This is a genomic window from Photorhabdus namnaonensis (assembly GCF_001684335.1).
Classification (GTDB): Bacteria; Pseudomonadota; Gammaproteobacteria; order Enterobacterales; family Enterobacteriaceae; genus Photorhabdus; species Photorhabdus namnaonensis.
The window spans coordinates 296,728-315,503 of sequence record NZ_LOIC01000082.1; the positions used below are offsets into that span (position 1 = coordinate 296,728).

19 protein-coding genes are annotated in these 18,776 nt (G+C 41.3%); 7 read left to right on the forward strand and 12 right to left on the reverse strand.

From position 1 onward, the window contains the following. Window positions 1-684 precede the first annotated feature (684 nt). On the forward strand, window positions 685-1,032 hold the full coding sequence (locus Phpb_RS17830) for a Grx4 family monothiol glutaredoxin (RefSeq protein WP_065391510.1): 348 nt from the start codon (window positions 685-687) through the stop codon (window positions 1,030-1,032). A 233-nt stretch (window positions 1,033-1,265) separates the two neighbouring features. Here Phpb_RS17830 and rnt read toward each other — a convergent pair whose 3' ends face one another. Then, on the reverse strand, window positions 1,266-1,922 hold the full coding sequence (rnt, locus tag Phpb_RS17835; protein ID WP_065391511.1) for a ribonuclease T: 657 nt from the start codon (window positions 1,920-1,922) through the stop codon (window positions 1,266-1,268). After that, window positions 1,922-2,335 (reverse strand): lactoylglutathione lyase, encoded by a 414-nt coding sequence (gloA, locus tag Phpb_RS17840; RefSeq protein ID WP_065391512.1) that lies wholly within the window; start codon window positions 2,333-2,335, stop codon window positions 1,922-1,924. The genes rnt and gloA overlap by 1 nt, the downstream gene beginning before the upstream one ends. A 172-nt stretch (window positions 2,336-2,507) precedes the next feature. Between gloA and Phpb_RS17845 the strand changes: the two genes are divergently transcribed. Further along, a complete protein-coding gene (locus tag Phpb_RS17845; RefSeq protein WP_036805434.1) occupies window positions 2,508-2,747 on the forward strand; it encodes a DUF1289 domain-containing protein in 240 nt (79 codons plus the stop codon). Window positions 2,748-3,306: 559 nt separating this feature from the next. After that, window positions 3,307-3,738, forward strand: coding sequence for a transcriptional regulator SlyA (gene slyA, locus Phpb_RS17850; RefSeq protein WP_036805437.1), 432 nt, complete (start codon window positions 3,307-3,309; stop codon window positions 3,736-3,738). Between the two features lie 88 nt (window positions 3,739-3,826). On the opposite strand, the gene Phpb_RS17855 is transcribed toward slyA, so the two are convergent. Continuing rightward, window positions 3,827-4,297 carry an outer membrane lipoprotein gene (locus Phpb_RS17855; protein ID WP_036805439.1) on the reverse strand — a complete coding sequence of 157 codons (471 nt, stop codon included), beginning with the start codon at window positions 4,295-4,297 and terminating at the stop codon, window positions 3,827-3,829. A gap of 347 nt (window positions 4,298-4,644) precedes the next feature. Here Phpb_RS17855 and anmK point away from each other — a divergent pair, with 347 nt between their 5' ends. From anmK to pdxY, 4 genes are all read left to right on the forward strand, one after another. After that, window positions 4,645-5,757 carry an anhydro-N-acetylmuramic acid kinase gene (anmK, locus tag Phpb_RS17860; protein ID WP_065391570.1) on the forward strand — a complete coding sequence of 371 codons (1,113 nt, stop codon included), beginning with the start codon at window positions 4,645-4,647 and terminating at the stop codon, window positions 5,755-5,757. A gap of 49 nt (window positions 5,758-5,806) precedes the next feature. Next, window positions 5,807-6,460, forward strand: a complete 654-nt coding sequence (gene pdxH / locus Phpb_RS17865; protein WP_065391513.1) for a pyridoxamine 5'-phosphate oxidase — start codon at window positions 5,807-5,809, stop codon at window positions 6,458-6,460. Between the two features lie 119 nt (window positions 6,461-6,579). Beyond that, window positions 6,580-7,854, forward strand: a complete 1,275-nt coding sequence (gene tyrS, locus Phpb_RS17870; RefSeq protein WP_065391514.1) for a tyrosine--tRNA ligase — start codon at window positions 6,580-6,582, stop codon at window positions 7,852-7,854. A 99-nt stretch (window positions 7,855-7,953) separates the two neighbouring features. Continuing rightward, complete coding sequence (gene pdxY / locus Phpb_RS17875; RefSeq protein WP_065391515.1) at window positions 7,954-8,817, forward strand: pyridoxal kinase PdxY; 864 nt, start codon at window positions 7,954-7,956, stop codon at window positions 8,815-8,817. A 46-nt stretch (window positions 8,818-8,863) separates the two neighbouring features. On the opposite strand, the gene gstA is transcribed toward pdxY, so the two are convergent. The 9 genes from gstA to pspF form a co-directional block, all read right to left on the reverse strand. Further along, window positions 8,864-9,469 (reverse strand): glutathione transferase GstA, encoded by a 606-nt coding sequence (gene gstA, locus Phpb_RS17880; RefSeq protein ID WP_065391516.1) that lies wholly within the window; start codon window positions 9,467-9,469, stop codon window positions 8,864-8,866. 376 nt (window positions 9,470-9,845) lie between these two features. Then, a complete protein-coding gene (locus Phpb_RS17885) occupies window positions 9,846-10,604 on the reverse strand; it encodes a hypothetical protein (protein WP_065391517.1) in 759 nt (252 codons plus the stop codon). Window positions 10,605-11,056: 452 nt separating this feature from the next. Then, a complete protein-coding gene (gene fabI, locus Phpb_RS17890) occupies window positions 11,057-11,845 on the reverse strand; it encodes an enoyl-ACP reductase FabI (protein ID WP_065391571.1) in 789 nt (262 codons plus the stop codon). Between the two features lie 174 nt (window positions 11,846-12,019). After that, window positions 12,020-12,829 (reverse strand): putrescine export ABC transporter ATP-binding protein SapF, encoded by an 810-nt coding sequence (sapF, locus tag Phpb_RS17895; RefSeq protein WP_065391518.1) that lies wholly within the window; start codon window positions 12,827-12,829, stop codon window positions 12,020-12,022. After that, on the reverse strand, window positions 12,830-13,822 hold the full coding sequence (gene sapD, locus Phpb_RS17900; protein WP_065391519.1) for a putrescine export ABC transporter ATP-binding protein SapD: 993 nt from the start codon (window positions 13,820-13,822) through the stop codon (window positions 12,830-12,832). Continuing rightward, entirely contained in the window at window positions 13,822-14,712 is an 891-nt protein-coding gene (sapC, locus tag Phpb_RS17905; RefSeq protein ID WP_036805457.1) for a putrescine export ABC transporter permease SapC, read from the reverse strand. The genes sapD and sapC overlap by 1 nt, the downstream gene beginning before the upstream one ends. Beyond that, a complete protein-coding gene (gene sapB, locus Phpb_RS17910; RefSeq protein WP_065391520.1) occupies window positions 14,699-15,664 on the reverse strand; it encodes a putrescine export ABC transporter permease SapB in 966 nt (321 codons plus the stop codon). Before sapB ends, sapC begins: the two co-directional genes overlap by 14 nt. After that, window positions 15,661-17,325: an ABC transporter substrate-binding protein SapA gene (sapA, locus tag Phpb_RS17915; RefSeq protein WP_065391521.1), complete on the reverse strand. Its 1,665-nt coding sequence runs from the start codon at window positions 17,323-17,325 to the stop codon at window positions 15,661-15,663. The genes sapB and sapA overlap by 4 nt, the downstream gene beginning before the upstream one ends. 257 nt (window positions 17,326-17,582) lie before the next feature. Beyond that, window positions 17,583-18,602 (reverse strand): phage shock protein operon transcriptional activator, encoded by a 1,020-nt coding sequence (gene pspF / locus Phpb_RS17920; protein ID WP_065391522.1) that lies wholly within the window; start codon window positions 18,600-18,602, stop codon window positions 17,583-17,585. Window positions 18,603-18,776: the final 174 nt, after the last annotated feature.

Here is an 18,776-nt window from a genome sequence, read left to right on the forward strand (position 1 = left end):
CTCCTGACCTTTTGGTCTAAATTTAAAACGCTTTGTTAATCACTTGCCAGCCCTTTTACACAAGGGCTGGCAATAAGTTAGCGATAAATCTTGGATTTTGTCTGATCTGGCTCAAAAGTGAAAGCAATAATCAGTGTTATAAAATGAATGGTAATCGCTATTTATGCTTTTCCTTATATAAGGGCAATTAACCATCTCAATAGACTGGTTTTTGTCGTTATAAACTTTTTATTCTGAGGAGGCTTTATGAATACCGATTTGAAACTTGGTTTATTTACTGCTGTTAGCACGTTGGTGATGATTGCCATTTTTGCCGCTCTTTGCTTGATCTTTGCCTGATATTTTGAACAGGTTAGATGGTTTAGAAATTGGGCTTTACGTTGAAAGGAAATTGGGCGGATAGTCTCAGCGGTTTATCTGCCCTTTGCCTTTGGGTGTTAAAACAGAGAGTAATGAATTAATCTGATGGTTGTTAAGCCCAGCCCAGAACCAAAAGCTTTCATTGCTGTGCTGGTAAATTTCTGGTCATCCTGGCAACTTCTACGATAAATAACAGTGAAAATGATGCCATCTGCATCAGAATAAGAAAAGATCAGGATACATCTTAGTGAGAGAAAATGGTATTCTCCGTAATATTGTGACGATGTTGGTTATCAACATAGTGTTGGTTTAAAGGAAATAAAAATGACGACTATTGAGAAGATTGAGCGCCAAATTAAAGAAAACCCAATTTTATTGTATATGAAGGGTTCTCCTAAATTGCCAAATTGTGGGTTTTCTGCGCAGGCTGTTCAGGCTTTATCTGCATGTGGTGAGCGTTTTGCTTACGTAGATATTTTGCAAAATCCAGATATTCGTGCAGAATTGCCAAGATATGCTAATTGGCCAACCTTTCCTCAACTTTGGGTAGCAGGTGAGTTGATAGGTGGATGCGATATTATCATTGAAATGTATCAGCGTGGTGAGTTACAAACATTAATCAAAGAAACTGCTGATAAATATCGTCTCGAGGACGAAGACGCGACAGAGTAATTTTTTAATTACTTATATTACCCAATGGATTTCAAGATGCATCGCGACGGCAAGGGAGCGAATCCCCGGGAGCATAGATAACTATGTGACCGGGGTGAGTGAGTGCCGCCAACAAAGAGGCAACTTGAAAGATGACGGGATAAATTATTATGCTATCTCCCCATATATTGATATATGGGGGGTATTATTGCTTAAATTTAGATTTGATAATGTTAATCTAGCCGTTCAGCTATTTATCCGTTTTTTTCTTCCGTTGCTGTCGTTAATGGCCAGCCACCGAGTTGTTTCCAACGGTTAACCATTTCACAGAATAATTCAGCGGTACGATCAGTATCATATAAAGCGCTGTGAGCCTGATGATTGTCGAATGGGATACCGGCGGTGATACAGGCTTTTGCTAAGATTGTTTGTCCTAATACCAGACCACCTAAAGCAGCGGTGTCAAAAGTTGCAAACGGATGGAACGGATTTCGCTTTAGTCCGGTGCGTTCCGCGGCAGCCATAACAAAGCTATGATCGAAGCTAGCATTGTGAGCAACGATAATTGCCCGATTACAATGATTATTTTTTATCCCTTTACGAACCATTTTAAAAATAGCGTGTAGAGCTTCATATTCGCTCACTGCTCCACGTAGCGGATTTAATGGATCAATGCCGGTGAACTCCAGGGCTGCTGGTTCAAGATTGGCTCCTTCAAATGGCTCAATATGGAAGTGAAGCGATTCGCTAGGCGTTAGCCAACCTTCACCATCCATCTCCAGTGTAACGGCGGCAATTTCAAGTAATGCGTCTGTTTTGGCATTAAAGCCGCCAGTTTCAACATCAATAACAACAGGGTAATAACCTCTAAAACGTCCACTAAGGACGTTTGGCTCTTTTTTGTCAGACATCAGATCGAGTTACCCAGAGCGTTGCTGGCATTTTTATTTTCAATCAGTTCAATTTTGTAACCATCTGGATCTTCAACGAAAGCAATAACGGTTGTTCCGCCTTTTACGGGGCCTGCTTCACGGGTAATGTCGCCACCGGCTTTGCGAATAGATTCGCAAGTGGCTGCGACATCATCAACACCTAATGCAATGTGACCAAAAGCATTCCCCATTTCGTAATGATCAACTCCCCAATTATAGGTTAACTCGATTACGGCTCCTTCGCTCTCATCAGCGTAGCCAACGAAGGCGAGTGAGTATTTATATTCGATGTTTTCACTGGTGCGTAGCAGGCGCATGCCTAACACTTCAGTGTAAAAATTAACGGAGCGTTGTAGATCGCCAACACGGATCATGGTATGGAGTAAACGCATAATTACCTCTAATTTAATGGTTTTACCAATATTTTTGTGCGGTAGGTCGCACAAAAACCACTAACTATAACGTGTCTTACGGTTACAGTTCAATTTTCCCATAATTATAATTTATTCTTATCTAGGTTTATAATTAAATATAGTATGTGAATTGTATAGGAAACGGGATGTGATGGCTGAGCAACTGGAGTTTTTTGCTATTCCCAGTCCTTGTCGAGGAATTTGTCAGGCTAATGAGCGAGGTTTTTGTCTGGGGTGTTATCGCAGCCGGGAAGAAAGATTTAATTGGATGAAAATGTCTGATGGGCAAAAGCGTGAAGTATTGCGACTGTGCCGGCAAAGATATTTACGTGCATTGAGAGCACAAAATCAGACAGATGAAGAACCACCTGAGCAGCCATCACTATTTTAATTAGAAATTTTTGAAGTTATTAAAGTTAACAATTCAATGATTTACTTATATAGGGTTATATTTTTGGCGAAGTTATAAATGTTCTACTATAATCTTAAGTATTTTGTTTGTTATTTTTTTATTTTTCACTTAACGAAAAGACTAAGGGAGCTTATTTGAGTGTTCTTATAACTTTATGTTTTAAATGGAATTTTAAGCCCAATTGTGTGATAAATGTAAAATAAAAACAACATTAATGTAAAAATAGATAGCTTAGCATTTAGATGACAGCTATTCTTATAGTACTTTGAATAAAGTATTGAATGATATTTATTGGTTTCTGTCTGCTTGTATTCATAGTTCTGATAGTTTTTATGGTAAAAATATTGTATGTTAATTGTTTTGTTCTGAGTTTAAATTAAGTTTAGTTGTTCTTGGTTATAGTTACCTGAATTAGTTAGTTGCTAAGAATTTACTGTGATTATGCAGAAGTTATATATACTTTTTTAAGGCTAGTTAGCCTGATTTAGAAAAATTTGGCTGTTATGTTTAGTAGGCTAGTTTATTTAAGGAGGGACAATTGGAATCTACATTGGGATCAGATCTGGCACGGTTAGTTCGTATTTGGCGTGCTTTAATTGACTACCGTTTAAAGCCGTTAGAATTAACTCAGACTCATTGGGTAACGTTATACAATATTAGCCGGTTACCTCAGGAGCAATCTCAGATACAGTTGGCGAAAGCTATCGGTATCGAGCAACCATCTTTGGTCAGGACATTAGATCAGCTTGAGGAAAAAAAACTTATCACCCGGCATACTTGTGCCAATGATCGCCGTGCAAAGAGAATCAAGCTAACTGAAGATTCTGCATCGGTTATTAGGGAGTTGGATGGTGTTATTGAATCCACAAGAAATGAGATTCTGGAGGGTATTTCACGCGAGGAACTTGCTTTTCTTTCCACTTTAGTGCAGAAGTTAGAGCAAAATATTATCCAATTACAGAGTAGATAGTAATTACGATAGCCATGAAATGCGCTAACCGGATGAAAGAAGACCGCGACTTACCAAAATGAAGTCACGGTTTTCTTATTTCTATATCTTATTGTCGAGGTGAAACAGTAATACTACTGCCTTGGCCTGCGATTCTTACTCGTTGACCTTTATGGAAAACAGTTTTACCTTGCTTTTGAACAACAATGATACTTTCACCGCTGTCACGACGAATTTCGAGTTCCACACCTTTAGTTGTGTTAAGAGCCCCCTGAACGTTTTGGCCTGCAACACCACCGGCAATCGCACCAGCGGCGGTCGCCAATGTATTGCCGCTGCCGCCGCCAATAGTATTGCCAACCAAGCCTCCTAGAACTGCGCCGCCAATTGCGCCTAATACATTCTCATCGCTACCCGCCTGAATATTGATAGGACGAACAGAAACAATTGTACCGTAAGAGACAGTCTGGACCTGCTTAGCTTGTCCAGCGGTATAGGTATCACCAGAAAGAGAATCGGTGTTGACACAGCCTGATAATGAAGCAACGGCAACCGCGCTAACTAAAAAGTGCTTAAACATAGTAACTCCTAATTTCGATGCCTGACTGCGGAAATCTGATAGCTTACTGGGCAATCAGGCTAACAACCGGCATTGGCAATAAGTAATAAAAAGTTTATCCAAATAGAATGCCAGTACATTAGCAATCTAGTGCTAAACATATATTAAACGTCAATAGAGATTTTTAAAAGAAATAGCTATTAATGAGAAATTCAGCATTTTTTGTGAAGTTGTTTCCAAAACTCAGGTTTTATTCCTTAGTTTGTCTATTAGCCATATACAGCCAAAACCACTGCGCTTTATAGTTATTGGCGTGGTTTCTGATTTTATCAAGACAGATTTTAAGCAGGAAGGCAAATTAAATGGTTATGAAGTCAGGTCGTTATATTGGTGTAATGTCGGGGACAAGTCTGGATGGCGTTGATGTGGTGCTTGCAGCAATCAATGATAAAGTTGTTGCTCAACAAGCCAGTTATTCGCATCCATTTCCACACGAATTAAAACAGAAAATTCTTGCAGTCTGCCAGGGGCAGCAAACGACATTATCAGCAATTGGTCGGTTAGATTATGAACTTGGTTCTTTATTCGCTGAAGCAGTGCAGGGCTTACTGATTAAAACAGGGTTAACCACCAGTGACATTATCGCTGTGGGATGTCATGGACAAACTGTTTGGCATGAGCCAGATGGTCACACGCCTTTCACTATGCAACTTGGCGACAATAACCGTATCGCAGCTTTAACTGGGATGACTGTGGTTGGCGATTTTCGTCGGAGAGATATGGCATATGGCGGGCAGGGAGCGCCATTAGTTCCCGCTTTTCATTTCGCCGTCTTAGGGCATTCGACAGAACGCAGAATAATTCTCAATATCGGTGGTATTGCCAATATAACGACGCTATTACCGGGATCACCGGTCAAAGGTTATGACACAGGTCCGGGTAATATGCTGATGGATAGTTGGGTGTGGCGTCATCAGAAAAAACCTTATGATAAAGATGCGCAATGGGCGCGGGAAGGTGCGGTTAATAACCAGCTACTTAGACAAATGCTTTCTGATCACTATTTTTCACGACCAGCTCCTAAAAGCACAGGCCGGGAGTATTTCAATATGAGTTGGTTGGAGGCGCAATTAGCTAATTTTCCTGACATATCTCCAGTTGATGTCCAGGCGACACTGGCCGAGCTGACAGCAGTGTCTGTGTCACAGCAAATCATGTTGAGTGGTGGATGTGAACGTCTGTTGGTTTGTGGCGGCGGCGCACGTAACCCACAGATAATGAGTCGACTTTCTGCATTATTACCGGGAACGGAGGTTTGCCCGACAGATAAATATGGCCTAAGCGGCGATGATATGGAAGCACTGGCATTTGCCTGGTTGGCATTCCGTACGATGTCAGGTGCGTCAGGGAATTTGCCCTCTGTTACCGGTGCGAGTACTGAAACCATTTTAGGGGCGATTTATCCTGTTAATAATCAATAACAATGATAAGCTGTCTGGTATTTAGTGAGTCATAAACAGAGCTACGTTAATGTCAGAACATAATGAATTTGATGTTGCAGAATTACGCCGTGAATATATTCGTGGTGGATTAAGACGTAAAGATTTAACTAAAGAACCTATTGAACTTTTTGAGCGTTGGTTCAAGCAAGCATGTGAAGCTAAATTGAGCGATCCAACCGCAATGTGTATAGCAACAGTTGATGAAAATGGCCAACCGTATCAACGTATTGTGTTATTGAAGCATTTTGATACAAATAGTTTGATTTTTTATACAAATTTAAGCAGCCGGAAAGCAAAACATTTGGCGCGAAATAACAAAATCAGCCTCCATTTCCCTTGGTATCCTCTGGAAAGGCAAGTCTCTTTTCTTGGTAAAGCGGAACGTCTTTCTCCTGTTGAAGTGATGAAATATTTCCATAGTCGTCCCAGAGATAGCCAGATTGCCGCATGGGCGTCACAACAATCTTCTCGTATTTCCGCACGCGGTGTTTTAGAAGGGAAGTTCCTTGAATTGAAACAGAAATTCTTGAATGGCGAGGTGCCTTTGCCTAGCTTTTGGGGAGGATTCAAAGTGACCTTTGATTCTGTTGAATTTTGGCAAGGCGGTGCAAATCGGCTCCATGATCGGTTTATTTATCAACGGGAAGGCGATAGTTGGCATATTGACAGGCTTGCGCCATAAATCGTGGATTATTATTTTTAATACTAGCACTTATAGTAGTAGCGTTTTATGCTATGCCGCACTCTTTTTAAGTCGCGATTTATACAACAGACAAAATACACAAATTGATGGAGTCATTAATGTCTAGCAATAACCTGATAAAACAACTGCAAGAGCGGGGCCTCATTGCCCAGGTGGCGGATGAGAATGCGTTAGCAGAGAGACTGGCGCAGAGCCCTGTCTCCCTCTATTGTGGTTTCGATCCGACCGCTGACAGCTTGCATTTGGGGCATCTGGTTCCCTTGCTGTGTTTAAAACGCTTCCAACTGGCCGGGCATAAACCCGTGGCGTTAGTTGGTGGGGCTACGGGTTTGATTGGCGATCCAAGCTTCAAAGCCACTGAACGTAAACTGAATACTGAAGCCACCGTTAAAGAGTGGGTAGAGAAAATCCGTAGACAGGTTTCACCTTTCCTAGATTTTGATTGTGGTGAAAATAGCGCTAAAACAGCCAATAATTATGATTGGTTTGGCAACATGGACGTCCTGACTTTCCTGCGTGACATTGGCAAACATTTCTCAGTTAATCAGATGATTAATAAAGAAGCGGTTAAACAGCGTTTGAACCGTGATGATGTAGGTATCTCTTTCACTGAGTTTTCTTATAACCTACTGCAATCCTATGACTTTGCTCGCCTGAATGAAGTACATGGTGTTGAGTTACAGATTGGTGGTTCTGACCAGTGGGGAAATATTACTTCTGGTATTGATCTCACTCGCCGTATCAACCAGAAACAAGTATTTGGCATGACTGTTCCGCTGATCACGAAATCTGATGGCACTAAGTTTGGCAAAACAGAAGGTGGCGCTGTTTGGTTGGACCCGAAGAAAACCAGCCCGTACAAATTCTATCAATTCTGGATTAACACTGCGGATGCCGATGTTTATCGCTTCCTGAAATTCTTTACCTTCATGAATCTTGAAGATATTGACGCTTTGGAAGAAGAAGATAGAAATAGCGGTAAAGCTCCCCGTGCTCAGTACGTGTTGGCGGAACAAGTTACTGGTATGGTGCATGGTGACGAAGGATTGGCCGCTGCTAAACGGATTACAGAAAGTTTATTCTCTGGGGCCGTTGCTGATTTGACCGAGGCGGATTTTGCTCAATTGGCACAGGATAGTATGCCAGTAATTGAGTTGGAAAAAGGTGCGGATTTGCAACAAGCTTTAGTTAATGCTGGATTAGTACCTTCTCGTGGTCAGGCGCGTACTATGATCAGTTCCAACGCTGTCGCAATTAATGGTGAAAAACAATCTGAACCTGAATATCTGTTTACTGACAGTAACCGTCTGTTTGGTCGTTACACCCTGTTGCGTCGTGGTAAAAAACACGATTGTTTGATCTGCTGGAAATAACTAATATTGCGTTATGACAGGGCAACAAATGTTGCCCTTTTTCTTACCATGACTTTAATCTTAATAAACAGAAGCCAGAATAAAATATAGGCCGTCATTGTGAAAAATATTCTCTCAATTCAATCCCATGTTGTCTTTGGTCACGCTGGTAACAGTGCTGCGGAATTCCCTATGCGTCGGATGGGGGTAAATGTATGGCCATTGAATACCGTACAGTTTTCAAATCACACCCAATATTCTCAATGGAAAGGGTGTATTATGCCGGCGAATCATCTTACGGAAATCGTTCAGGGCATTGAAGAAATTGAACAGCTTAAATCTTGTCATGCGGTACTGAGTGGATATATCGGTTCACCGGAACAGGGGAGCCATATTATCGATATCGTGAAACGGGTAAAAGCGGTGAATCCTGATGCTTGGTATTTCTGCGATCCCGTCATGGGGCACCCAGAAAAAGGTTGTATTGTTGCGCCGGGAGTGGCTGAATTTTTATGTGAAGAAGCACTTCCTGTAAGTAACATTATTGCACCAAATTTACTGGAGCTTGAAACACTGAGTATGCAGAAAGTGGCTAATGTAGAACAGGCTGTTGTGGCTGCCCGAACATTATGTGAGAAAGGGCCGGATATTGTACTGGTTAAACATCTTAGTCGTGCTGGTTATCGGGCTGATCATTTTGAAATGCTATTAGTGACTAAAGAGCATAGCTGGCATGTAAGTCGGCCTTTGGTGGATTTTGGCGAACGTCAGCCGGTTGGTGTGGGTGATTTAACCAGTGGCCTGCTATTGGTTAACCTATTAAAAGGCGAGTCTTTACAAACTGCTCTCGAACATGTTGCTGCTGCGGTTTATGAAGTGATGGTAACAACGAAAGATATGGGCGAATACGAACTACAAATTGTGGCTGCGCAGGACAGAATGGTGACTCCTGGCTATAAATTCTGTGCGACGCAATTGGATTAAGATATTTAACCGTTCCACTAACATTGCGTGGAACGGTTTTTTACTCTTAAATTAATCCTTCTGCTTTCAGGGCATCATGAACACTTGGACGTTCTGCAATCTTCTTTTGGTAATCTTTAAGATGAACCAGGTCAGATAGATCCAATTGCACTAAAGGCGCCCAGTTACTGAGGGTGAATAAATAAGCGTCAGCAACAGTAAAGTGCTCCCCGGCAATGTATGGCTGTTCTGCTAATACCTTATCTATATACTTGAATCTCCTGAGTAGATTATTAATAGCAACAGGACGATAATTTTCTGGTGTTCCCGGGAAAAACAGGGGTGAAAATCCTTTATGGATTTCACTGGAAAGATGGCTAATCCATTCAAGTTGATGATATCGTTCCATCGTTCCGGCTGGTGAGATTAATTTTTTGTCCGGTTTCTGGTCGGCAATATATTGGACAATAACAGCTCCTTCGGTGAGGATCTCATTGTTATCTAACAGAAGAGTGGGTATCTGGCCTTTTGGGTTAATTGCGAAAAAATCGTCGCCGTTCTCCATTTTTTTAGTTTTCAGATCAACTTTAATCATGCTGAAATCAAGTCCTGCTTCACGAAGTATGATGTGAGGTGAGAGAGAACAAGCTCCAGGTTGGTAATAAAGTTTCATGTGCCGCTCCTTAAAAGTTTCCGGTAATAGATATAATAGGACAAAGGAACTCAGTAAGGCATTGCTATAGCCTTGATATATACTACCACGACAGATGGAAATAAATGAATGATTAAATAGATATAAGGTGGTGTGATTGTATCGTGAATAATCCTTTTCTATATTCTGGTATAGAGGCGATTATTTATTTTTTTTATCATTATTTTCAAATAGATTAGTTGCTTTAATTTAGAAGTTTAGGGAAAGATTTTGGATGAAGTGACTTATCCAAAACTTCCCCATATTTTGTGTCATATAGTATATTTTTCAATTGGTTATATTATATGGAATAAATAATGGCGATTATTGATAATTACAAGAATTCATTTTATATTGGTTATAAGATAATTAATATATTATTCTTGTTAAATGATTTGTAATCATAGGAAAATAAATTGAATTTATTTGTAAATTCACTAAAATAAATCATGCATTGTCTATAGTTTCTTGTAAAAATATCTTTTTTATTCTCTTGATTAAAGTTTTCGACTAACTCTTTGTAAATATTATTAATTGTTTCTATTTGTCCGTTAAGTCTATTGACGGAATTATTTATATTTCTAAGACTAAATGAAACGTATGATATATTTAACGTGATTTCTTCCATCAATAAAGAGACTTTGTATATTTGCTTTTTATCTTCTCCATCGGGAATATTCTTTAATAATTGTTGTATTTTTATGTGTGTTTTTTCTGCGAAGTTTTTCTTGCGTTCAAAATCAATTTGAGATATTTCAAATAGTTGTGGTAGTTTTGAGATGAAATCGTTTAGCTTACTAAAATCTGATTCAATTTCTTTCAATGCATGATCGACTCTGGCAATATAACCATGACCTAAATATCCACTGCTAAGTGAACCTAAATAAGTTGTTGCTTTGTGTATATTTTTAATAATTCTATCAATATCTTGTTCATCGGAATTATATGCATATTCGTAATCTTCCAATGCTGATGGCCAGTGATATAATGATTCCTTAAACTCATTCCAAGAAACTGCAATGCCTTGGGATGGATCATGATTTTTCAGACATTCTGGCAATTTTATATTGGTGATTGATTTAAACATATTAGATATAATTAAAAAATCATTTTTCATTTTATGCACCTTGCTAAAATAATAAATATCATTAAATTGTATAAAAACATGAAATATAATATTTAAACTAAAAGGGTAAAATAATAATAAAATATTGCATTAAAAATATTTAACTGGAAATATTTAATTGTAAATATTGTGCTGATAATCGATTTAATGAAATTAAGTTATTGATTATATTAAAGGACATATTACTGATTAGTGCAAGGAAACAAGATGATATTTTTTATTTCAGTAAAATAATTATAAGGTAATGTCGTTTAACTCTTTAATTACAAAAGGTTTAATAATTCGTTCCAATGGTTTTTTTATATTTTGACTTAGAATTAATTTTTACCTGTTAGTGATGATTTAATGAAGTAATTAATTTGTTATTTTATTGATAATAAAAGGCCCGAAAAACTAGCTTTTCGGGCCTTTTGTGAGTTGAAATTTACTGATTATTAATCAGATTATTTCAAGTCCAGTTCATTCATTGCGACAATGCTGAAACCACCATCAACATGCAGGATTTCGCCGGTAATACCGCCGGACAGATCCGAACACAAGAATGCCGCAGCGTTACCAACATCTTCAGTTGTTACAGTGCGGCGAATTGGGTTAACAGTTTCACAGTGAGCCAACATTTTACGGAAATCCTTGATGCCAGACGCAGCCAAAGTGCGGATAGGGCCGGCAGAGATACCGTTTACACGAATACCTTCGGCACCCATAGCGTTAGCCATATAACGAACGTTAGCTTCCAGAGATGCCTTTGCCAGACCCATTACGTTATAGTTAGGGATTGAGCGCTCTGCTCCTAGGTAGGTGAGAGTCAGTAAAGCAGAATTTGGGTTTAGCATTTCACGGCAAGTTTTTGCCATAGCGACAAAGCTGTAAGAGCTGATGTCGTGTGCGATTCTGAAACCTTCGCGGGTAACGGAACTGACATAGTTACCATCCAGTTGATCAGCCGGTGCAAAGCCAATGGAGTGAACAAAGCCATCGAATTTTGGCCAGACCTTACCCAATTCAGTGAACAGGGCTTCGATGCTTTCATCTTCGACTACATCGCATGGCAGAACGATAGTAGAGTTCAGGGAAGCTGCAAATTCTTCAACACGAGGTTTCAACTTGTCATTTTGATAAGTGAAAGCCAGCTCAGCTCCTTGGTCATGCATTGCTTTTGCAACACCATAAGCGATGGAGAGTTTACTGGCGACGCCAGTGATCAGAATGCGCTTGCCGGTCATAAAACCCATAACAGTATCCTTGTGTGATAACGCCGGTAATGATATTAATGGATTAAAATTGCTCATAGAGACAATATCAATATGACGTTTTATTGTTAATAAACCCAGTAATTCTATCACGCTAGAGAGAAATATGCTGTATTTTGCGTTCTGCTCCGAGCAGTGATTATCGTTTTCTATATGTCAAGGAATATCCTGCCGCCAGGCATCAGCGGTGAGTGGTTCACCAAAATGGCTGGCGATCAGACGGCGGGTCATATCATGCAGAGGAGAAGCCAACACTTCTGCGGTATTTCCCCGTTCAACAACTTCCCCCTGATGCATGACCATCACCTGATCGCTGATATGTTTCATCATGCCAAGATGCTGGGTGACATAGAGGTAAGAAATACCCTGTTTTTCTTGTAATTCCAACATCAGATTAATGATTTGAGATCGCATAGACATATCGAGTGATGCTAATGCCTCATCAGCAATAATAATCTGCGGTTGTAATATTAATGCGCGCGCCAGTGCTACCCGCTGTTTTTGGCCGGAGGCTAACATATGTGGATAATAATTGGCATGGTCCGGTAACAGGCCAACTTGTCGTAATGTCTGGTTGATCCGTTTTTCCCGCTCCATTGTATTAAGCGCTGTATTAAGCAGAAGGGGAATATCAAGAATTTGTCCAATACGCTGACGAGGATTTAGCGATGTACTTGGGTCCTGAAATATCATGCGAATGCGTTGGCTGCGATAACTGTAATCACCGTAAGTGAGTTTATGGCCTTCGATCATAATTTCGCCGGAAGTTGGTTCAATAACACCTGAAAGCATTTTTGCCAGTGTTGATTTCCCGGAACCGTTTTCACCAATAATCGCCAGTGTCTGTTTAGCTTTTAAAGTAAAACTAACGGGTTTTACCGCATCAAAATGTTGACGGTGAAAAAAACCGGTTCGATAACGAAAAGTTTTAGCTAAGTTCTTGACTTCTAGCAGAGTATTAACCAATTACTGTTCCTCCAGATTCAGTGGAAAGTGGCAGGCGAAAGCATGGTTTTTAATCACCCGCAACCGTGGTGTTTCAATACACGTTTTTTGTGCATACGGGCAACGAGGACCTAAACGGCAGCCGATGGGTAGATGCTCAAGGGATGGAATAGCGCCGGGTAAGGTGTTTAACCTACTTTTATGAGGCAAAGAGCTGCCAAAATCAGGAATAGCGCGGCTTAACGCTTGTGTATAGGGGTGATGTGGCGTTATCAGTAATTCATCAGGAACGGCGCTTTCGACCGTTTGACCACAATACAGAACATTAATGCGATCCACCAGTTTGCTCATGACTTGCAAATCGTGACTTATCAGTAAAATAGTGGTGTTATTGTTCTGATTCAATCGTGCTAACAGACGGAAAATCTGAGCTTGGGTGGTCGGTTCCATCGCATTGGTTGGTTCATCTGCAATCAGCAGACGTGGTTGGTTAGCCAATGCGATAGCAATCATAACTTTCTGGCATTCTCCTTCCGTTAATTCGCAAGGGAAGCTATTCATGATGTCTTTATGATCTTTAATTCCCACACGGTGGAGTAATTCAATAGCCCGGCGTTTTCGCCATTTGAAACGTTGCCACCAACGGCCTTTGTAAGTCCAGCCGGGGATGGCTTGAATAAGCTGTCGACCAATATTTTCAGAAGGATCAAGACAGGATTGTGGTTCCTGAAAAATCATTGAGATATTGTGGCCGATCACTTTGCGGCGCTGCCGTGGAGTCAGACGGAGCAGGTCAATATCGTCGAAGCGAAAACGGTCAGCCGTCACTTTGAGATTATCTTTAGTGACTCCACTTATTGCTTTGGCAATCAAGCTTTTACCTGAGCCTGATTCGCCAACCAGACCGCGTATTTCGCCTTCTGTCAGTGAAATACTGACGCGATCAACCGCTTTAACTGGCCCTTTGGCAGTCATAAATTCAATAGTGAGATTGCGAATGTCGAGTAATGGCATTATTCCACCCCGGAATTAATTGCACGGTGTAATCCATCACCTAATAAATTGACTAACAAGACACTGAACATGATTGCCGCGCCGGGTAACATAACGGTCCAGGGCGCAACATAGATTAGCTCCAGTGAATCGCCCAACATGGCTCCCCATTCGGGTGAGGGAAGTTGGGCGCCAAGATCAAGAAAACCAAGTGAAGCGATATCAAGTATGGCGATAGAAATGGCGCGTGTTAACTCATTGACCAAGGCGGCGGTAATGTTTGGTAATACGGCATACCATAGAATATGGTAATTAGAGGCGCCATCCAGGCGAGCGGCAATAACATATTCTTTATCAAGCTCATCGTGAACTGCGCTGTAAACTGTGCGAACGATACGTGGCAATAGCGCTAACCAAATAGCGATTATTGCATGTTGCAAACTGGCGCCTACAAAGGCGACGACAATAATTGCCAGTAATAGTGATGGGATAGAGAGTAATGTGTCGAGAATATGATTGAGTACCGCGGATTTCAGCCCTCGAGTCATGCCTGCCAGACAGCCGATAATCAGACCACATAAAGCGGCCGCTAAAGTGACTAACAGCGCTGAACCGAAGGTGGATGCCGTGCCTATTAGCAATCGGCTAAGAATATCGCGCCCAAGATCGTCGGTACCTAGAAAAAATGCGATATTACCGTGATATGACCATGAAGGCGGCAGTAGTTGGTGACCAAGAAATTGTTGATCGAGCTGATAAGGGGCCAGATAGCCGCCAAACAGACTTAGGGCAATCAGAATAAGCACCCCATAAAATCCCATCATTGCCAACATGTCGGAATAGAAAAAGCGCCAGATGACCTTTATCGGTGACGGCATTTTCTTTTCACGATAAAAATTATCTAAGGGCATACCATTCCTTATGCTTCAGAGGGTTAGTTATTGCGCCAATAATATCAGACAGAACATTGACAGAAATCACCAGTGTGCCAATCACCATAACACCGGCGGAAATGGCGGAATAATCTTGCTGACGAATGGCGCTGACTAACCAATGGCCAAGTCCCGGCCAGTTAAATACGAGTTCTGTCATCATTGCCAGTGTCAGCATGGTGGAAAATTGTAATCCTAGTTTCGGAATGATAGGGGGCAACGCATTGTGTAACACATGACGACGGATAATGGTCAGCCTTGATAAACCACGGGTTGCGGCGGCCTTGATATAGTTTTCACCAAAAACCTCTTCTGTACTGTTTCTCATCAACCGAATAACTTCGGTTGTCGGTGCGACGGCGAGTGTAATCACCGGTAGCAGCAAGTGTTGCACGGCGCTAATGATCATCTCATTACGATGGGATGATTTTGATAACCAGGCATCAATTAATGAGAAACCTGTCACAGGTTCAATCTGAAATAGCAGATTAAAGCGCCCTGAGACCGGTAGCCAGCCGAGATAAAGAGAAAAAAATAGGGTGAGTAATAGCGCTAGCCAAAAAATCGGGATGGAAAATCCGACTAAGGCAATGGAGGTGATAACCGTATCCGCTGGTTTGTTACGCCATACCCCCGCAATAATCCCGAGTGGGATGCCGACTAGCAAGGCGACAGAGAAAGCCAGAATACAAAGCTCCATTGTGGCGGGGAACACTTCCCATAGCTGTGCGCTGATAAGTTCGCCGTTGATGCTGGATACGCCAAAATCCCATAGTAATAAGCTGTGGAAAAAGAATATATAAGCATCAAACAAGGATGCTCCGCTGAGAGGAGCATTAGGGGTGAAGTAGCTGAGACTAAAGCTTATCAGCGACAGGAAAAACAGGGTGATAATCAGCAAAAGCAGACGACGGAGAGTGTAAATAATCATTTGCCACCTTTTTGAGTCATTTGATCAGTCTCTTTTTCCCGATAAACACCGGCGAAAGAGGTATTGCCAAATGGACTGAGTACTAACCCTTTAATATCGTAACGGTAAGCCTGTAAATGCAAAGAATAGGCTAATGGTAACACAGGTAATTGCTGTTCAAGGATTTGTTGAGCCGCATGGTAATACTTAATTCGGGATAATAATTGTTGGTTAATCAAAGCTTCCCGTAAAATTTTATCAAATTCTGGATCACACCAATGGCTGAAATTGGTCTGTGAAGCAATCGCAGCACAACTTAACAGCGGCCGGAAAAAACTGTCTGGGTCATTACTATCAGTTGACCAGCCTGATAAGGTCATATCGTGGGATTTATCCATCAGTTTGGTTTCCTGAAAGCGGCCCTCAACAGGTTTAATACTCATGGTAATGCCAACTTGTGCTAAATCGGCCTGAATCAGCTCTGCCATTTTGAGTGGACTTGGATTATATGATTGAGAGGCGGAAGGTACCCATAAGCTCAATTGCAAACCGTTTAATCCAAGGCCATTAAGTATTTTGCGGGATTTTTCTGGGTTGTATTCCGTAATCTCAGTTTGATTATCATAAGCCCATGACGCCCGAGGTAAAATTGATGAGGCTGTTTCCGCCGTACCATAATAGATGGATTGCATCAGCCGTTGGTTATTAATAGCGTAGGCAATGGCTTGCCGAACCTGTAGTTTATCAAGTGGCGGTTTGCTGGTATTGAAAGCCAGATAAGCGATATTCATTCCTGGGCGTAAAGTCAGACGCAGGCGGGGGTCATCTCGTAAAACTGTCAGTTGGCTGGCAGCGGGATACGCTAATACATCACATTCACCGGTTAAAAGCTTAGACATCCTGCCGGTGCCGCCGGCGCCGACATCAATAACTATTTGCCGCATTTGTGGTTTGCCTTTCCGGTATTTATCATGGCGAACCAGACGGATAAATTGTCTGGTCCGATGATCTTTCAACATAAACGGGCCGGTACCGACAGGTTTCCAGTCAATTTGCTCATGGCGATTCATTTGATGCAATTGTTGCCCATATTCTTGTGAAAGTATTGGGGCATAGTGGGTGGCCAAATGCCAAAGAAAAGAGGCGTCTGGTTCGTGCAGGCGAAATTCCACCGTATATTCATTAATTTTACGGATACTTTGAATAGAATTGGCCAATTGGAGACTGTCAAAATAGGGATAATGCCCGCCATTGACGTTATGATAATAGTGTTGCTTATCAAACAGACGCTTAAAGCTGAAGATGACGTCATCAGCATTCATTGTACGGGTCGGAATAAACCAGTCTGTTGATTGAAATGAGACATTATGGCGCAAATAAAAGCGGTAAGTAGCGCCGTTATCCAGTATCTCCCAATGGGAAGCTAATTCAGGGAGCAAACGATAAGTATAAGGATCAACATCTAATAGACGCTCGTAAAGTTGGGCGGCCAGCGTATCGACAGTTAAGCCACTGCTCGTCAGTTGGGGATTAAAGGTATTCAGATTGCCATTAACGCAATAAATAAACCCGTGTTGCTGAATGTCAGTCGGAACGTGGGGCTGTTTTTCAGGCGCAGCCATTGTTTCTGCAATAGCTGGGGCTGAAAGGAATAATATGATCCAATAAATCAAACTGTGCATATAAGGCATCTGTTATTAATTAGAATTGACACATTGTATCTCAAGTCGCGCTTGAGCCCAAAAAAACGCGGTGGTAATGGTAATGAGAAAAATTCTCAGTAAAGTGCTTTACAAATCGTATTGATAACCATTATCATCTGTATCGCACTTCCGGGGAACAGTTTTTAGGTCCCAGGAAATGCACGACATTGCTCACATTGCTTCCAGTGTTTTTTTAGCCAGCTCGGGTGCTGGCTTTTTTTTATCTGTCATTCGGATCACTTATCGCCGACGTTGATATCATGTTTCTTCATTAAGCCTCGTAATTGATAATAGGTCAGTCGTAGTTTCTCTGCCGCTTTTCTTTGGTTAAATCTGCTCTCTTTTAACGATAACTCTATGAGTTGTCGTTCGCTGTCATGTTGCCACTGTTTCAAATTAACAGGCAGTGAAGGCAGAAGTTGTGGAGATAAATCATTACTGTCATCAATATTACTAGCATCAACATTGGCTAGAAAATGCGATGTGGAGGCGAATGGGTTAATAATAATATTATCAAGTTGATCAGAATTCTCGCCGTGACGATAAACGGATCGTTCCACAACATTTTTCAGTTCACGGATATTACCGGGCCAAGTGTAATTCTGTAACTGTTGTTTTGCCTGGTCAGTGAAACCGGGAAATAACGGCAAATCAAGTTCCCGGCACATCTGAATAGCAAAGTGTTGTGCTAGCAACATGATATCCTGTTGTCGCTGGCGAAGTGGAGGAATTTTGACCACATCGAAAGCCAGTCTATCGAGCAAATCAGCGCGGAATTGCCCCTTAGCTGCCATTGCGGGCAGATCATCATTGGTTGCGCATATGAGTCGAACATCGACATGTAATGGTTGGTTGCCGCCAACGCGTTCAAGATGCCCATATTCAATGACGCGCAACAGCTTTTCCTGAACTTGCATTGGTGCGGTTGCCAGTTCATCAAGGAATAGCGTTCCCCCATCGGCACGTTCAAATCTGCCTTGGTGCTTTTTTTGTGCACCAGTAAATGCGCCAGCCTCATGACCAAATAACTCTGAATCCAATAAATTTTCATTCAACGCCGCGCAGTTTAGGGAGATAAATGGCCCTTGCCAGCGGGGGGATAAATAATGCAAACGGCGGGCGATCAGCTCTTTGCCGGTTCCGCGTTCCCCAATAACGATAACGGGTTTGTTCAATTTTGCGAGTGCGGATACCTGTTCCAAGATTTCGACAAAGCTGTTTGCTTCACCTAATAGATTTTCTGTAACGTCATTCATGGTTATTTTCACCAATATTTGGTTGTTTAGACCACTTTATTTCGTTGTGATAAAAAGTCAAATAAAAAATTCTCTTTGTATTTCATAAGAATAGAACAAATAAAAAGTTGGCACGATTCTTGATAATAAATTATAGGAGTGACATGAATAGTATTAACTAACCTTAACCAAAGA

What these genes read in the sequence shown, in the direction of transcription:
- Phpb_RS17830 (WP_065391510.1), top strand. Translation starts at nt 685, where the DNA reads ATGACGACTATTGAGAAGATTGAGCGCCAAATTAAAGAAAACCCAATT.
- rnt (WP_065391511.1), bottom strand. Translation starts at nt 1,922, where the DNA reads ATGTCTGACAAAAAAGAGCCAAACGTCCTTAGTGGACGTTTTAGAGGT.
- gloA (WP_065391512.1), bottom strand. Translation starts at nt 2,335, where the DNA reads ATGCGTTTACTCCATACCATGATCCGTGTTGGCGATCTACAACGCTCC.
- Phpb_RS17845 (WP_036805434.1), top strand. Translation starts at nt 2,508, where the DNA reads ATGGCTGAGCAACTGGAGTTTTTTGCTATTCCCAGTCCTTGTCGAGGA.
- Phpb_RS17855 (WP_036805439.1), bottom strand. Translation starts at nt 4,297, where the DNA reads ATGTTTAAGCACTTTTTAGTTAGCGCGGTTGCCGTTGCTTCATTATCA.
- anmK (WP_065391570.1), top strand. Translation starts at nt 4,645, where the DNA reads ATGAAGTCAGGTCGTTATATTGGTGTAATGTCGGGGACAAGTCTGGAT.
- pdxH (WP_065391513.1), top strand. Translation starts at nt 5,807, where the DNA reads ATGTCAGAACATAATGAATTTGATGTTGCAGAATTACGCCGTGAATAT.
- tyrS (WP_065391514.1), top strand. Translation starts at nt 6,580, where the DNA reads ATGTCTAGCAATAACCTGATAAAACAACTGCAAGAGCGGGGCCTCATT.
- gstA (WP_065391516.1), bottom strand. Translation starts at nt 9,469, where the DNA reads ATGAAACTTTATTACCAACCTGGAGCTTGTTCTCTCTCACCTCACATC.
- Phpb_RS17885 (WP_065391517.1), bottom strand. Translation starts at nt 10,604, where the DNA reads ATGAAAAATGATTTTTTAATTATATCTAATATGTTTAAATCAATCACC.
- fabI (WP_065391571.1), bottom strand. Translation starts at nt 11,845, where the DNA reads ATGGGTTTTATGACCGGCAAGCGCATTCTGATCACTGGCGTCGCCAGT.
- sapD (WP_065391519.1), bottom strand. Translation starts at nt 13,822, where the DNA reads ATGCCATTACTCGACATTCGCAATCTCACTATTGAATTTATGACTGCC.
- sapC (WP_036805457.1), bottom strand. Translation starts at nt 14,712, where the DNA reads ATGCCCTTAGATAATTTTTATCGTGAAAAGAAAATGCCGTCACCGATA.
- sapB (WP_065391520.1), bottom strand. Translation starts at nt 15,664, where the DNA reads ATGATTATTTACACTCTCCGTCGTCTGCTTTTGCTGATTATCACCCTG.
- sapA (WP_065391521.1), bottom strand. Translation starts at nt 17,325, where the DNA reads ATGCACAGTTTGATTTATTGGATCATATTATTCCTTTCAGCCCCAGCT.
- pspF (WP_065391522.1), bottom strand. Translation starts at nt 18,602, where the DNA reads ATGAATGACGTTACAGAAAATCTATTAGGTGAAGCAAACAGCTTTGTC.